We start from the raw sequence: 14,671 nt of genomic DNA, 5'->3' as shown, positions 1-14,671 counted from the left end.
CCAGATTACGCCTGGAGCCGATCGCGGATGGCGTCGCCGATCTGCGCGGTGGTGCGGCTCGATCCCTCGCGTGCCGCGATGTCCTGCTCGACCGCGCGGGTGATGCGTGCGGACTCGTCTCCCAGCCCGAGGTGATCGAGCATGAGGGCGACGGAGAGGATCGCTGCCGTGGGATCGGCCTTCTGCTGACCCGCGATGTCGGGCGCCGAACCGTGAACGGGCTCGAACATCGAGGGGAACGCGCCGTCGGGGTTGATGTTGCCCGATGCGGCGAGGCCGATGCCTCCGGTGACGGCGCCGGCCAAGTCGGTCAGGATGTCGCCGAAGAGGTTGTCGGTGACGATCACGTCGAAACGGCCCGGGTTCGTGACCAGGAAGATGGTTGCCGCGTCGACGTGCAGGTAGTCTACGGCCACATCGGGGTGCTCCCCCGCGACGGCGTCGACGACCCGCTTCCACATGCCGCCGGCGTGCACGAGCACGTTGGTCTTGTGCACCAGGGTCAGCCGTCGGCTCCGCCTCTCGGCGAGCGCGAACGCGTAGCGGACGACCCGCTCGATCCCGTACGCGGTGTTGACCGAGGTCTCGTTCGCGACCTCGTGCGGCGTGCCGGTGCGGATCGATCCGCCGTTGCCGACGTAGGGCCCTTCGGTGCCCTCGCGGACGACGACGAAGTCGATCTCGCCGGGGTCTGCGAGGGGTCCGGGTGCGCCGGCGTACAGCTTCGACGGGCGCAGGTTGACGTAGTGGTCGAGCGAGAATCGCAGCTTCAGCAGCAGGCCGCGCTCGATGTTGGCGTCCTTCAGCCGCTCGTCCCCGGGCGTTCCGCCGACCGCGCCGAGGAGGATGGCGTCGTGGGCGGCGATCGCGGCGAGATCGGCGTCGGTGAGGGTGTCTCCGGTCTCGAGATAGCGTCCGGCCCCGAGCGAGAAGTGCGTGGTGTCGAAGCGGACCTCGGAGTCGGCGGTCGCCGCCCGGAGGATCTTCTCCGCCTCGGCGACGACTTCGGGACCGATGCCGTCACCGGGGATGACGGCGAGTTTGACGACGCGCGACATCGCTCTCCTCGTGCTGGAAGCTGGTCCGGCCGCGGCGGTCAGTGCTCGCGCGCGGACGCGGTTCGGAACCCTCCCAGGGTAGTGGCCGCGACGACGCCCGCGATCACGACGAGCGCCGCGCCGATGAGCGCGGTGACTCCGACTCCGGAGTCGAACGCCTCGGCCGCCGCCGTGGCGAGGGCCGCACCCGTCGCCGTGTCCAGGCCGTCCGCCGCATGCATCGCGCCGGCCAGGGTCTCGCGGGCGGCGGCGGCCGCCGTGGCGGGGACGTCCGCCGGCAGCACCAGATTCGCCCGATAGAGGGCGGTGAGGATGCCGCCGAGCACCGCCGTGCCGAGGACGGCGCCCAGCTCGTACGCGGTTTCGGAGACCGCGCTGGCCGCGCCCGCCTTCTCGGGCGGCGCGCTCGAGAGGACGAGTTCGTTCGAGACGGTTTCGGCGGCCCCGATGCCCAGCCCCAGGGCGACGAAGGCGACGACCAGCACCCACGTGGGTGCTCCGTGCGCGGTCGAGGCGACCACCAGGTAGGCCAGGGCGGACACCGCCAGTCCGGCGGGCACGAGGACACGCGGGGCCACGCGACGCCCGAGGGGGACGACCGCCAGCCCCGCCGCGATCATCGCCGCGAGTCCCGGCACCAGGGCGAGGCCTGCCTGCAGCGGAGACAGGCCTGCCACCAGCTGCAGGTGCTGGGCGACGAAGAACAGGAAGCCGACGAGTGCGATGACGCTCAGCAGGTTCACCAGCAGCGCGCCGGTGAAGGCGCCGCGGGCGAAGAGGGTCATGTCGAGCATCGGCACGGCCAAGCGGTTCTGCCGGCGCACGAAGAGGACGCCGAACCCGAGACCCGCCACCGCGAGCAGCACGACCCCCGCTCCGAATCCATGGACGGCCGCTTCTTTGATGGCGAAGACGATCGGAACCATCGCGGCCATCGAGAGCGCGATGCTGGCGAGGTCGATGCGACCGGGGGCGGGGTCGCGGCTCTCGGGGACCAGGAACGGCGCGAAGACCAGCAGCGGTACCAGCACGGGAACCGAGAGCAGGAAGACACTCCCCCACGCGAAGTGCTCCAGCAGGACGCCGCCGACGACCGGGCCGAGGGCCGCACCGGCCGAGAATCCCGCCGCCCAGACGGCGATCGCCAGGCGCCGCTGATCCCGGTCCGGGAAGATGCTGCGCAGGAGCGAGAGCGTCGAGGGCATGAGCATGGCGCCGAAGACGCCCATCGCCGCGCGCGCGACGATGAGCCACCCGGCGGTGGGCGCGAACGCGGCCAGCACCGAGACCGCGGCGAATCCCACGGCTCCGGTGAGCAGCATCCGCCGCCGGCCGAAGCGATCGCCGAGAGAGCCCATGGTCACGAGCAGCCCGGCGAGCACCAGGGGGTAGGCGTCGATGATCCACAGCTGCTGCGCACTCGTGGGGGCGAGGTCCAGGGCGATGGCGGGCAGCGCGAAGCTCAAGACCGTGTTGTCGACCGAGACCAGCAGAACCGGCAGCATCAGGACGGCCAGCGCTGCCCAGCCGCGCCATCCGACGCGCGGAGGCGTCGGGGTGGTGCGAGCTCGCGTCGGTGTGTCGATGGTCATGACCGATCCTCAGTTTCTGTACCGTCCAGCCGGTATAGTATCAAAGTCCGACGCCCCCCGCTCGCTACGATCGACGACATGAGCCGCCCTCCCCTCGCCCGCGACAGGGTGCTCGACGCGTTCGAGGCGATCCTCATCGACGACGGTGAACGCGCGGCGACGATGGATGCCACCGCGCGCGCCGCTGCGGTGAGCAAGGGCGGACTCCTGTATCACTTCGGCACGAAGGACGCCCTCGAACTCGCCTTGATCGAGCGACTGAGCGCACTCGTCGATGACGACATCGCCGCCATCACGTCGGCTCCCGAGGGCCCGGTGTCGTACTTCCTGCGCTCGTCGGCGATGGCGAACGATCCGCTCGACCGCGCGCTCGTGGCCGTGTCGCGGCTGGCACAGGCGGGGCAGGCTCACGCCGTCACCGCCTTGCGGGACGTCAGGGAGCGCTGGAGCACCGCCATCCGCCCGCACGTCGACGGGGATGCCGCACACGACCTCGTGATGCTCGTCAGCGACGGGCTCTACTACAACAGCACGCTCGCCGGAAGCGGCGTTCCGGCGGTGGTGCCCACGGGCGCGGCGATGGACACCCTCATCGCGCTCGTGGAGCGGGCCGCACGCGGCTGAACCGCGCAGTCGACCCGGGGGTCAGCCTTCGGTGATCTCGATCTGGCGGAACAGGTCGGCGTGGATCGCGGAGCTGACCTGTTCGAGCAGCTCGTCCGGCACGGGCGAGTCGACCGTGAGCACCGACAGCGCCTGTCCCCCGGCGTTCTGGCGCGCGATCTGCATGCCGGCGATGTTGATCCCGGCCTCGCCGAACTTCTGCCCGTAGACGGCGACGATTCCCGGACGATCGGTGTAGAGCATCACGACGTGGTGCTTCTCGATCGGCAGCTCGATGGCGTACTCGTTGATGCCGACGAGCTTCTCGACCTGCTTGGTGCCGGTGAGCGTACCCGACACCGACAGCTGCGATCCGTCCGACAGCGCGCCGCGGAGGGTGATCACGTTGCGGTACTCGTCGCTGACGTCGTCCACGATGAGGCGGACGTCGACGCCGCGCTGCTCGGCCAGCAGCGGAGCGTTCACGTACGAGACCGTCTCGCTCACGATGTTGGTGAACACGCCCTTGAGGGCCGCGAGCTTCAGCACCGAGACGTCGTAGGTGTTGAGCTCGCCGTGCACCTCGACGTCGAGGCTCGTCAGGGGCGAATGCGCCAGCGCGGCGAAGATCTGGCCCAGCTTCTCGACCAGCGGGATGCCGGGACGCACGTACGGGTCGATGACGCCGCCGGCGACGTTGACCGCGTCGGGCACGAGGTCGCCGCCCAGTGCCAGGCGCACCGAGTTGGCGACCGACACGCCCGCCTTCTCCTGCGCCTCTTCCGTCGAGGCGCCCAGGTGCGGCGTGACGACGACGTTGGGGAGGTCCAGCAGCGCCTGAGCGGTGCCGCCCTCGGCCGGGGGCTCGCTGGTGAACACGTCGAGACCCGCCCCGGCGATCTCTCCGGCGACGAGCGCGTCGCGCAGCGCCTCTTCATCGATGAGGCCGCCGCGTGCCACGTTCACCACGAAAGCGCTCGGCTTCATGATGCGGAACTGCTCCGCCCCGATCATCCCCGTGGTCTCGGGCGTCTTCGGCATGTGGATGGTGACGAAGTCGCTCTGCTCGAGCAGCTCGTCCAGTCCGAGCAGCTGCACGCCCAGCTGCTGGGCCCGTGCACTGGTGACATACGGGTCGTATGCGACCACGCGCATGTCGAACGCCTGCAGGCGCGCCGCGATGAGCGCGCCGATGCGACCCAGACCGATGATGCCGACCGTCTTCTCGAACAGCTCGGTGCCGGTGTAGGCGCTGCGCTTCCACTGGCCGTCGGCCAGCGACGCATGGGCTGCGGGGATGCGGCGGGCCAGGCTCAGGATGTGCCCGACGGTGAGTTCCGCCGCCGAGATGATGTTCGACGTCGGGGCGTTGACGACCATGACGCCGGCGGTCGTGGCGGTCTTGATGTCGACGTTGTCCAGTCCCACACCGGCGCGGGCGACGACCTTGAGCACCGGCGCCGCGGCGATCGCCTCGGCGTCGATCTTGGTCGCCGAGCGGATGAGCACCGCGTGGGCCTCGGCCAGGGATGACAGCAGCGCGGGTCGGTCCGTTCCGTCGACGTGACGGACGTCGAAGTCGGGGCCAAGGGCGTCGATCGTGGCTGGGGAGAGCTCTTCGGCGATGAGAACGACAGGCTTCGTCACGGGTGCTTCCTTCGGGACGGTGCGCGACCGCGCGCTGCAGAGGGGACGACCCGCCGCGCGTCATGGGGCGAGGCCTCCGTCAGCCTATCGCGGCGCGCACGGGGCGCCGGACCGTGTGACGCGCGGAGTCAGCCGATGAGAGCCGTGGTGTTGAGCGTCGCGTAGGAGACCACGTCGAGCCAGAACACCGCCACGAGCGCGAGCCCCGCGACCATCACCAGGAGCAGGTGATGCGGCGGCCGACGGTAGCCGAGGGCGAAGGCCGCGGACCACACGATGATCGGGAAGACCGCGGCGAAGATCCAGAGGAACCAGCCGAGCGCGTTGAGGGTGAGCCCCAGGTCGCCGGCGACGCTGAGCGTCTCGGTGAGATTGCCGATCGCGTTCCAGACCGCGTACGCGTAGAACAGGCCCAGGATGCCGGTGATCGCGGCGATGAGCCACGTCGGCGTGCGGTGCCGGGTACCGCGGGGTGCGGGGTCGACGGTCGGCTCGGTCACTGTCCCACCGTCCCCATCATCACGAAGGGCCACGGGACCAGGAGCACCACGCCCGCGATCAGCCACACCAGACGTACCCACGCGCGGGAGCCTCGCGTGAGGAGGAACGTCGTGGCGAACCAGATCGGCGCAGCCAGCACCGCCAGCCAGAAGCTGCCCTGGAACATGACATCAGCCACCAGGTACTGCGCGGCGCCCTGGAGCCGGAGGCCGCCGATGATCCAGCCGATCACCCACAGCGCGTACACGCCCCCGAGCACTCCGAGGGCGATGAGCATGGCGTTGCCGAGAGGCGCCGCCGGGGTCTCGTCACGAGCGGCGACGTCGCCCTCGACCGCTGGTTCGCGGTCGATGGCGGCGGTGCCCGCCGCGTCCTCGCTGCCGCGACCGACGGCGGTGAACCCCGCCGGAAGATCCGCGACTCGCGGCGAGTCGGCCGGGGCCGCGGGCTCGGACGTCGGCGCATCGAGGGTCGGGTCGCCGTCGCCCTCCCAGCGGAAGGCGTCCTCTTCGCGATCACGACTCACCCCGCCAGCGTAGCGCCGACCGGCGGGGCGAGGTGATCAGCGCCCCGTGGTCAGGCACAGGACCCGATCCCGCCCCTGGGGACCCTGGAGGACGATGTGCTGCCGGCATCCGGGAACCGCGGCCGACACGCCTGTGCCCCGTTCGCCGGCGAGGCGATCGGCCGGACGCGAGATGTCGTCGCGGGTGATGTAGCCCTGGCGCAGGTCCATGGCCTCGAGCCGGTCGGCCGGCCGGCGCGTGTCCACGCCGGGCGGGGCCGGGACGGGGACCGAGATGCGACCGCCGTCGGACCGCGTCGCGGGTTCGTCGCCCGCGGCGCTCTGCGCGGTTTGGCAACCGGCGAGCGTCAGCGCGAGGATCGCGCCCGACAGGATCGCGGCGAGGCGGATCGAAAGGGTGGTGGTGGACATGATGACTCCTTCTCGGCGGCCCCGGGGCCGGGGCCTGGTGACTTCACGTTCCACCGGGCCGATACCCGCCACCGGCTCCCGCGATATCCGGCGGATATCCGCGCGCGGCGAGGGGTATTGACGCCCGACCGGCGCGTGCCCACACTTCCCTCATGACCATCCGCGTTCTGGGGGCGCTGGACATCGGGCAGGGCACTCTCGGACCTCGCGAGCGGACCCTGCTCGCCGCGCTCGTCGCGCGGCGGAGCGCGTCGCTCGCACCCGCGCAGCTCGCCGAGGCGTGCTGGGGCGAAGACCCGCCGGCGACCTGGCAGCAGCAGGTCCGCAACAGTGTGGCGCGCATCCGTCGGGTGCTGGGCCCCGAGTCGATCGAAACGGTCGGCACGGAGTACCGGCTCGGGCTGGACCCCGCGTCGATCGACGCGGTGCAGTTCGAACGGCTCGTCGAGGCGGCGCGCACACACGGCCTGCGCGGCGATGACGGACGCGCGGTCGACGCGTACACGCGCGCGCTGGGGCTGTGGCGCGGGACGCCGCTTCCCGAGATCGCCGCGTGGGATGCCGGCATCGGCGAGGCCCGCCGTTTGACCGAGATCCGCGCGAGCGCCGAAGAGGAGCTCCTCGAGGCCCGGCTCCGGCTCGGAGAGCATCGCACGCTCATCCCCGAAGCCGAGCGGCTCGTGAGGGATGCGCCCCTCCGCGAGGACCGATGGGCGATCCTCGCGCTGGCAACCTATCGCGCCGATCGCCAGGCTGAAGCGCTCGCGACGGTCCGCGCTGCGCGCGAGCGTCTCGCCGACGAGCTCGGGATCGAGCCGGGCGCCCGGCTGCAGTCCCTCGAGACGGCGATGCTCCGTCAGGATCCGTCGCTCGAGGCACCGCACGTGGAGCGGACGGCCAGCTCGGAATGTCCGTATCCGGGGCTGCGGGCCTACGGCACCGACGAGGCGGAGCTCTTCTTCGGCCGGGAGCGCGACGCGGACGCGGTCGTCGAGCGGCTGAGGCGAGGAAGGATCCTCGCTCTGGCGGGACCGTCCGGGACGGGCAAGAGCTCGCTCGCCTTCGCCGGCGTGATCCCGAGGCTGTCCGAGAGCGGGATCGCGTGCGAGGTGGTGTCGCCGGGTCGCGACGTGGCGGCAACGCTGCGCGCGGCGGCGGCGAAGGCGGGCGCGCTCATCGTCGATCAGGCCGAGGAGCTGCTCGGAATGGACGACGGCGAACGCGCCCGGTTCGATGAAGCGGCGAGGGTGTTCGTCGCCGACGGCGGGATGCTGCTGATCACGGCGCGCTCCGACGCGCTCGACGCGCTTCGCACCCTGCCCGGCATCGGCGATGCGATCGGCGAGCACATCCATCTGCTCGGGCCGCTGACCCCGGCGGGCGCCCGCGAGGCCGTCGAGCAGCCGGCACGCCGAGCGGGACTGCGGCTCGAGCCCGGCCTGACCGAACTCGCCCTTCGCGATCTGGGCGATCGCGCCTCGACACTGCCCCATTTCTCCCACGCGATGCGCGAGACCTGGATCCGCAGAGAAGGCGACACCCTCACGGTGGCGGGCTATGAAGACTCGGGGGGCATCGCCGGAGCGATCGCGCAGTCCGCGGAGGAGGTGTATCGATCTCTCCCCGAGGACGAGCAGACGGTCTGCAGATCGGTCATGACCCGCCTGATCGACCGCGGCGAGGACGGTTCGTCGACGCGCCGTCGCGTGACCGCGGCGCCGTTTCTGGCGGACACCGATCGTCGCCGTGTGATCGAGAGGCTCGCACGCGCGCGGCTGCTGACCGTCGACGGCACCTCGGTCATGGTCACCCACGAAGCGGTCGCCCGCGCATGGCCTCGCCTGGACCGCTGGCTCGACGAGGATCGCGACCGGATGCGCGTCCTCCGCGGTGTCGAGAGCGCGGCCGCGGCCTGGGAGGCGGACGGCGAAGACGACGACGACCTGCTGCGCGGGGCGCACCTCACTGCCGCGCTCGAGTTGAGACAGGCGTCGCCTCGGGATCTGACCCCGCGTGAACTCGCGTTCCTCGACGCCTCGGACGCGCGGCAGCGAGCCGAGCTCGACGATCTCCGCCACCGCGCGCACCGTGAGCGGGCCCGCAACCGCACGCTGCGCCTCGCGCTGGGCGGCGTCGCCACGCTGCTGGTCGCGGTGCTCATCGCGGGCGGCGTTGCGGCGATCCGCGGAGAGGAGGCTCGGGCCGCGGGCGAGTCGGCCCGCATCGAGGCCCTGACGGCGTCCTCGCTGGCGCTGCGCTCGTCCGACCGCGATCTCGCCGCGCTGCTCGCCGTCGAGGCCTACCGCCGGTGGCCCGACGACGATCGGGTGCGCTCGGCCCTGCTGGGGATCATGATGGCCGCCGACGGCCTGATCAGGCGGATCGAGCACCCGCACCCGGCGGTGGTGGCGGCCGAGCCCGCCTCGGACGGCGCGCTCGTGGTGACCGAGGGCGAAGCCGGTGTCACGATGCGGTCGATCGACCTTCGCGACGACGCCGTCCGCCGCACGTTCGATGTCGCGGTCCCCGGCCCTTCGCCCCATCCCCGCTTCCTCGCCGTCAGCCCGGACGGTCGATCCGCGGCGGTGCAGACGCCGTTGTGGGCGTCCGAGGACGAGCCCGGCCTGTGCTGCCACAATCACTTCACGTTCATCGACCTGGTGTCCGGCCGCCAGCTGGCGAGCGTGCGGGTGCCGGCGCGCACGTCGTTCCCCGTGGTCTTCAGCACCGACGGGACCCGGGTCTTCGTCGGCAACCCCGTCACCTTCGACGTGCAGTCGGTGGACATCCGCACCGGCGAGATGGCGGCCTCGGATCCGGGTGTCTTCGACGACCACATGGGGGCGCCGTCACGGGCCGATTCCGTCGCGGTGGTCGGAGACGGCTCGGTCGTCGTCGGATCGCCCGGCGCTCTGATCGCGTACGAGGAATCCGATCTGCGCGAGCGGGCGCGGATCACCACCGACGGCGACCTCTCCTCGGCGTCGATCGCCGCGATCGGCGACGGCACGGTCCTCGCGTCCGGTCAGGACGGGGCGGCGCGCATCGACGTCGAAACCGGGCGGACGCTGTGGCGCGCGGCATCCGTCCCCGGCCGCCCGTGCTGGAAGGTCGCGGTGCTCCCCGATCGCGACACCGCCTACTGCTCGCGGCTGGGCACCGTCGCCGAATGGGACCTGCAGACGGGCGAGCCCACGGGGCGCGAGTTCGCCACCCTCGTCGACGAGGCCTGCGAGGTGATCCCTCGCTCCGACGGCGACGGTCTGCTCCTGCACGCCCCCTCTGCGGGCGCGACGTTCGTGTGGGCGCTGGACGGTTCGGGCGCGGCGCGAACGCTGGTGGCACGCGGCAGGCAGCTGGTGGGCGGCATCAGCGGCGACGGGGCCACCGTCATCACGAAGCCGCTGGCCGGTGGGCCGTTCTCGCTGTGGGACATCGAGAAGGATGCCGCGACCGGCCGAGAGGCGGAATGGCTGTCGTGGGTCTCGCCCACGGTGGTCGAGAACTGGTCGGAGCAGAGCGGGTCCACGTTCCTGACCACCGACGGGTCGTCGATCCGGCTCGACCAGGAGATCGTCGAGCGGATGGGTGAGGACATCTTCCCGGTTCCCGCACGACCCGGCCCGCACGCGTTCGTGTTCGCTCCGCAGAGCGATCTCTTCGTCGCCTTCGACCCGATGACGGGACACCGTGCCGGGCCGTTCATCGAGGTGCCCCACATCGAGGGCGAGATGGTGCACAATCGGGTCAGCCAGTCCCCCGACGCGTCACGCGTCGCGCTGACGTATTTCGACTCCGGTCCGCGCACCACCCACACCGCAGTGTTCGACGGGCGCACCGGCGCGCTCGTCGCTCGAGGGCTCGCCGGGACCGAGGGCAACGTCATCACCCACTCCGGCGACCTCATCGCCGTGACCGACACCGCGGTGACGCGCTATGGACTCGACACTCTCGACCCCATCGCCTCTCTGCCGAAGCCCTTCAGCAGCGGGAACACCGTGGAGATCAGCGACGATGAGCGGACGATGCTGATCGTGGGGTGGGACAATCGCGCCGCGCTGTACGGCATGCGTGGGCGGGTGAAGCTCGCGGACACGATCGACGCGCCCAGCGACGAACTCGCCCAGGGTGCCCACCTCTCGCACGACGGGCGTCTGCTCGTCGCCGGCGCGGCCGAGGGTGTCATCGTGTGGGATCTCGATCCGGCCGTTCACGCCTCCGCCGCCTGCGAGATCGCCGGGCGCGAACTGACCGAGGTGGAGTGGCGGACGCACTTCGACGACACGCGGACGACGGCGACCTGCCCCTGAGGGCGGGTCGCCGTCGTCCGCGTGCGTCGTGTTCGGGTCTCACTGCGGCTTCGGCGCCAGTCGGTCGGCGACCAGAGGCGGTGCCGGCGGCGCGTCCTCCTCGACGCCCGTGCGGTCCATCCGATCGGCCGTGTGCGGGCTCACCGGCTGTCCGGCGTCGGTCGAGCGGTCGGCGTAGCGCTCGGCCATGCCTTCGTACCGCGCCTCCGCGGCGCGGATGGCCCGTTCGATCTGCACGGCAGCCGGGACGGTTCCCTGCTCGACATCGCTGACGACCTCGGCTCGAGGCGTCTGGCATCCGGCGAGGCCGAATGCGACCCCGGCCAGGATGGTCGCGGTGACGATCGAGACCAGGCGGCCCCGATTTCCGCGTGCGGTAGTGCTCATCGTCTTGCTCCTTCGGGTAGTGCCGGACCCCATTCCGGCTACACGAACAAAGAGCGCGAACGGCCCGCGTTGATACGCGCGGAACGAAGCCGGGCGGCACCCGGGGCACGGGAAAGCCCCCGTCCCCTGGGTGCGGGGGACGGGGGCCGGTGAAGCCGAGCTGGTGTGCTGGCTGGCCTTCGGGCTAGCGCGCGGCGCTGCCTTCGGTGTAGTCGGCGTCCTGCTGCTTCCACGCGAACAGCGCGCGCAGGTCACGGCCGACCTCCTCGATCGGGTGCTGGGCCGCCTTGGCGCGCAGCTCCTGGAACTCGGCGCCGCCGTTGTCCTGGTCGTCGATGAAGCGCTTGGCGAAGGCGCCGGACTGGATGTCGGCGAGCACCGCCTGCATGTTCTCCTTGACGTGCGCGTCGATGACGCGAGGACCCGAGACGTAGTCGCCGTACTCGGCGGTGTCCGACACCGACCAGCGCTGCTTGGCGATGCCGCCCTCCCACATGAGGTCGACGATGAGCTTGAGCTCGTGGAGGACCTCGAAGTACGCGATCTGCGGCTGGTAGCCGGCCTCGGTGAGGGTCTCGAAGCCGTACTGGATCAGCTGCGACACGCCACCGCAGAGGACGGCCTGCTCGCCGAACAGGTCGGTCTCGGTCTCTTCGGTGAACGTCGTCTTGATGACGCCGGCACGGGTGCCGCCGATGGCCTTGGCGTACGACTTCGCCAGGTCCCACGCCGAACCCGACGCGTCCTGCTCGACGGCGATGATGTCGGGGATGCCGCGACCGGCGACGTACTCGCGTCGCACCGTGTGGCCGGGGGCCTTCGGCGCGACGAGGATGACGTCCACACCCTCGGGCGCCTGGATGTAGCCGAAGCGGATGTTGAAGCCGTGGGCGAAGGCGAGGGTCTTGCCCGAGGTCAGCTTGTCCTTGATGGAGTCGTTGTAGATTCCGCGCTGGTGCTGGTCCGGCGCGAGGATCATGATGACGTCGGCCCACTCGGCGGCGTCGGCGACGCTCTTGACCTCGAAGCCCTCCTCCTCGGCCTTCGCGGTCGAGTTCGAGCCGTCCTTCAGCGCGATGACGACCTGCACGCCCGAGTCGCGCAGGTTCTGGGCGTGGGCGTGGCCCTGCGAGCCGTAGCCGACGATCGCGACCTTCTTGCCCTGGATGAGCGAAAGGTCGGCGTCGTCGTCGTAGAAGATCTCAGCCATCTTCGTGTTTCTCCTTGATTGGTTCGGTCTGTGGGCGGGCGACACGAGGCGGATCGCCCGCGGGGTGGGTCAGCCGCGCAGGACGCGCTCGGTGATGCTCTTGCCGCCGCGGCCGATCGCCAGCAGCCCCGACTGCGCGAGCTCCTTGATGCCGAAGGGCTCGATGGCGCGCAGGAAGGCCTCGACCTTGCCCTTGTCGCCGGTCACCTCGATGACGAGGGCGTCGGGGGCGTAGTCGACGACCGAGGCGCGGAACAGGTTCACCACCTCGAGCACGTTCGAACGACTGGCGTTGTCGGCGCGCACCTTCACGAGCATGTGCTCGCGCTGCACGGACGCCGAGGCGTCGAGCTCCACGATCTTGATGACGTTCACGAGCTTGTTCAGCTGCTTCGTCACCTGCTCGAGCGGCAGCTCGTCGACGTCGACGACGACCGTGATGCGGGACAGACCCGGCACCTCGGTCACGCCCACGGCGAGGGATTCGATGTTGAAGCCGCGCCGGGCGAACAGGCCCGCCACGCGGGTGAGCAGACCCGGCTTGTCCTCGACGAGGAGGCTCAGCACATGACTCGACACGGTCTCAGTCCTCCTGCTCGTCGAAAGCCGGCGCGTGATCCCGCGCGTACTGCACGTAGCTGTTGCTGACGCCCTGCGGCACCATGGGCCACACCATCGCATCGGCCGACACGACGAAGTCGATCACCACGGGGCGGTCGTTCGTCTCGAGCGCCGTCCGGATGGCGGCATCCACGTCCTCCTCCTTCTCGACGCGGATCGCGAGGCATCCGTAGGCCTCGGCGAGCTTGACGAAGTCGGGGATGCGGATGGTGTCGTGCCCGGTGTTGAGGTCGGTGTGCGAGTACCGCCCGTCATAGAACAGCGTCTGCCACTGACGGACCATCCCCAGGGAGGAGTTGTTGATGATCGCGACCTTGATCGGGATCTTGTTGATCGCGCACGTGGCGAGCTCCTGATTGGTCATCTGGAAGCATCCGTCGCCGTCGATCGCCCACACGTGGCGGTCGGGCTCGGCGACCTTGGCGCCCATCGCGGCGGGCACCGAGTAGCCCATCGTGCCGGCCCCGCCGGAGTTCAGCCACGCGTTGGGCCGCTCGTACTTGATGAACTGCGCCGCCCACATCTGGTGCTGGCCCACTCCCGAGGCGTAGACGCCCTCGGGGCCGGTCAGCTCGCCGATGCGGCTGATGACGTACTGCGGCGAGAGCAGGCCGTCGCTGGTGGGCGCGTAGCCGAGGGGGAACTCGTCCCGCAGCCCGTCGAGGTACGACCACCACTCCTCGATATCGGCCTTGGCGCCGTCGAGCGCGCCGCGGTACGCCACATCGAGGTCCACGAGCACGTCGCGGACATCCCCCACGATCGGCACGTCGGCGGTGCGGATCTTGGAGATCTCGGCCGGGTCGATGTCGACGTGCACGACCTGCGCGTTCGGGGCGAACAGCGCCGCCTTGCCGGTGACGCGGTCGTCGAAGCGGGCACCGAGCGCGACGATGAGGTCGGACTCCTGCAGCGCAAGGACGGCCGGGACGGTGCCGTGCATGCCCGGCATGCCCAGGTGCTGCGTGTGGGAGTCGGGGAACGCGCCGCGCGCCATGAGCGTCGTCACCACCGGCGCACCGGTCGTCTCGGCGAGGGTCAGCAGCTCGGCCGACGCGTGTGCGCGGATCACTCCGCCGCCCACGTACAGCACCGGCTTCTTGGCCTCGGCGAGCAGCTGCGCCGCGGCGAGGATCTGCTTGCCGTGCGCCTTGGTCACCGGACGATAGCCGGGCAGGTCGACCTTCGGCGGCCAGATGAACGGGGCTTCGGCCTGCTGCGCGTCCTTGGTGATGTCCACCAGGACGGGGCCCGGCCGCCCGGTCGAGGCCACCTCGAACGCCGCCTTGATGGCGCCCGGGATGTCTTCGGGCGTCTTCACCAGGAAGGAGTGCTTCGTGATCGGCATCGTGATGCCGACGATGTCGGCCTCCTGGAAGGCGTCGGTCCCCATGAGGTTCGAGAACACCTGGCCGGTGATGCAGACGATGGGCACGGAGTCCATGTACGCGTCGGCGATCGCCGTCACCAGGTTCGTCGCGCCCGGTCCCGAGGTCGCGATCGCGACGCCCGTCTTGCCGGATGCCGCGGCGTAGCCCTCGGCGGCATGCCCGGCGCCCTGCTCGTGGCGGACGAGGATGTGACGGATCTCGGACGTGTCCATGAGCGGGTCGTAGACCGGCAGGATCGCGCCGCCGGGAAGACCGAAGACGTCGGTCACCCCGAGCAGTTCGAGGGAGCGGACGACCGCCTGGGCGCCCGTGAGCACGGGCGCGGCAGCGGTGCGGGGAGCGGGCGGCCGGGGGACGGCCGTGGCGGATTCGGCGGGCATGGGATCGATCCTCTGTGACTCGGAGGGGCTGTGT

Annotated in this window: 12 protein-coding genes; 2 read left to right on the top strand and 10 right to left on the bottom strand. The window is 70.8% G+C overall.

All coding sequences use genetic code 11. The features are described 5' to 3' along the window. Positions 1-5: 5 nt before the first annotated feature. Positions 6-1,058 (bottom strand): 3-isopropylmalate dehydrogenase, encoded by a 1,053-nt coding sequence (locus Q9S36_RS39700; RefSeq protein ID WP_311290260.1) that lies wholly within the window; start codon positions 1,056-1,058, stop codon positions 6-8. 38 nt (positions 1,059-1,096) lie between these two features. Next, positions 1,097-2,650: an MFS transporter gene (locus tag Q9S36_RS39695; RefSeq protein ID WP_311290259.1), complete on the bottom strand. Its 1,554-nt coding sequence runs from the start codon at positions 2,648-2,650 to the stop codon at positions 1,097-1,099. Positions 2,651-2,728: 78 nt separating this feature from the next. Between Q9S36_RS39695 and Q9S36_RS39690 the strand changes: the two genes are divergently transcribed. After that, positions 2,729-3,274 carry a TetR/AcrR family transcriptional regulator gene (locus tag Q9S36_RS39690; protein WP_251450104.1) on the top strand — a complete coding sequence of 182 codons (546 nt, stop codon included), beginning with the start codon at positions 2,729-2,731 and terminating at the stop codon, positions 3,272-3,274. A gap of 21 nt (positions 3,275-3,295) precedes the next feature. On the opposite strand, the gene serA is transcribed toward Q9S36_RS39690, so the two are convergent. From serA to Q9S36_RS39670, 4 genes are all read right to left on the bottom strand, one after another. Continuing rightward, entirely contained in the window at positions 3,296-4,900 is a 1,605-nt protein-coding gene (gene serA, locus Q9S36_RS39685) for a phosphoglycerate dehydrogenase (RefSeq protein ID WP_251450106.1), read from the bottom strand. A gap of 128 nt (positions 4,901-5,028) precedes the next feature. Then, the gene (locus Q9S36_RS39680) at positions 5,029-5,400 is read right to left on the bottom strand and encodes a bacitracin resistance protein (protein ID WP_311290258.1); all 372 of its coding nucleotides are present in this window, start codon (positions 5,398-5,400) and stop codon (positions 5,029-5,031) included. Next, positions 5,397-5,927: a DNA polymerase III subunit gamma/tau gene (locus Q9S36_RS39675; RefSeq protein WP_311290257.1), complete on the bottom strand. Its 531-nt coding sequence runs from the start codon at positions 5,925-5,927 to the stop codon at positions 5,397-5,399. The genes Q9S36_RS39680 and Q9S36_RS39675 overlap by 4 nt, the downstream gene beginning before the upstream one ends. A gap of 36 nt (positions 5,928-5,963) precedes the next feature. Continuing rightward, a complete protein-coding gene (locus Q9S36_RS39670) occupies positions 5,964-6,338 on the bottom strand; it encodes a hypothetical protein (RefSeq protein WP_311290256.1) in 375 nt (124 codons plus the stop codon). Between the two features lie 152 nt (positions 6,339-6,490). On the opposite strand from Q9S36_RS39670, the gene Q9S36_RS39665 reads away from it, so the two are divergent. After that, entirely contained in the window at positions 6,491-10,648 is a 4,158-nt protein-coding gene (locus Q9S36_RS39665; protein WP_311290255.1) for an AfsR/SARP family transcriptional regulator, read from the top strand. Positions 10,649-10,687: 39 nt separating this feature from the next. Here the strand turns inward: Q9S36_RS39665 and Q9S36_RS39660 are convergent, their stop codons facing one another. The 4 genes from Q9S36_RS39660 to Q9S36_RS39645 form a co-directional block, all read right to left on the bottom strand. Beyond that, positions 10,688-11,035 (bottom strand): hypothetical protein, encoded by a 348-nt coding sequence (locus Q9S36_RS39660; protein ID WP_311290254.1) that lies wholly within the window; start codon positions 11,033-11,035, stop codon positions 10,688-10,690. Between the two features lie 184 nt (positions 11,036-11,219). Further along, positions 11,220-12,290, bottom strand: a complete 1,071-nt coding sequence (gene ilvC / locus Q9S36_RS39655) for a ketol-acid reductoisomerase (RefSeq protein ID WP_311290253.1) — start codon at positions 12,288-12,290, stop codon at positions 11,220-11,222. 24 nt (positions 12,291-12,314) lie between these two features. After that, on the bottom strand, positions 12,315-12,824 hold the full coding sequence (gene ilvN / locus Q9S36_RS39650; protein WP_311290252.1) for an acetolactate synthase small subunit: 510 nt from the start codon (positions 12,822-12,824) through the stop codon (positions 12,315-12,317). Between the two features lie 4 nt (positions 12,825-12,828). Beyond that, positions 12,829-14,637 (bottom strand): acetolactate synthase large subunit, encoded by a 1,809-nt coding sequence (locus Q9S36_RS39645; RefSeq protein ID WP_251450119.1) that lies wholly within the window; start codon positions 14,635-14,637, stop codon positions 12,829-12,831. Positions 14,638-14,671 lie beyond the last annotated feature (34 nt).

It is taken from the genome of Microbacterium sp. ARD31, assembly GCF_031844425.1.
Note: the sequence above shows the minus strand (reverse complement) of the source record. Positions and strands in the feature narration are given on the sequence as shown.

Bases quoted from the DNA above. Each gene is read 5' to 3' on its own strand.
- Q9S36_RS39665 (WP_311290255.1), top strand. From the start codon at position 6,491: ATGACCATCCGCGTTCTGGGGGCGCTGGACATCGGGCAGGGCACTCTC.
- Q9S36_RS39695 (WP_311290259.1), bottom strand. From the start codon at position 2,650: ATGACCATCGACACACCGACGCGAGCTCGCACCACCCCGACGCCTCCG.
- Q9S36_RS39660 (WP_311290254.1), bottom strand. From the start codon at position 11,035: ATGAGCACTACCGCACGCGGAAATCGGGGCCGCCTGGTCTCGATCGTC.
- Q9S36_RS39645 (WP_251450119.1), bottom strand. From the start codon at position 14,637: ATGCCCGCCGAATCCGCCACGGCCGTCCCCCGGCCGCCCGCTCCCCGC.
- Q9S36_RS39690 (WP_251450104.1), top strand. From the start codon at position 2,729: ATGAGCCGCCCTCCCCTCGCCCGCGACAGGGTGCTCGACGCGTTCGAG.
- Q9S36_RS39700 (WP_311290260.1), bottom strand. From the start codon at position 1,058: ATGTCGCGCGTCGTCAAACTCGCCGTCATCCCCGGTGACGGCATCGGT.
- Q9S36_RS39670 (WP_311290256.1), bottom strand. From the start codon at position 6,338: ATGTCCACCACCACCCTTTCGATCCGCCTCGCCGCGATCCTGTCGGGC.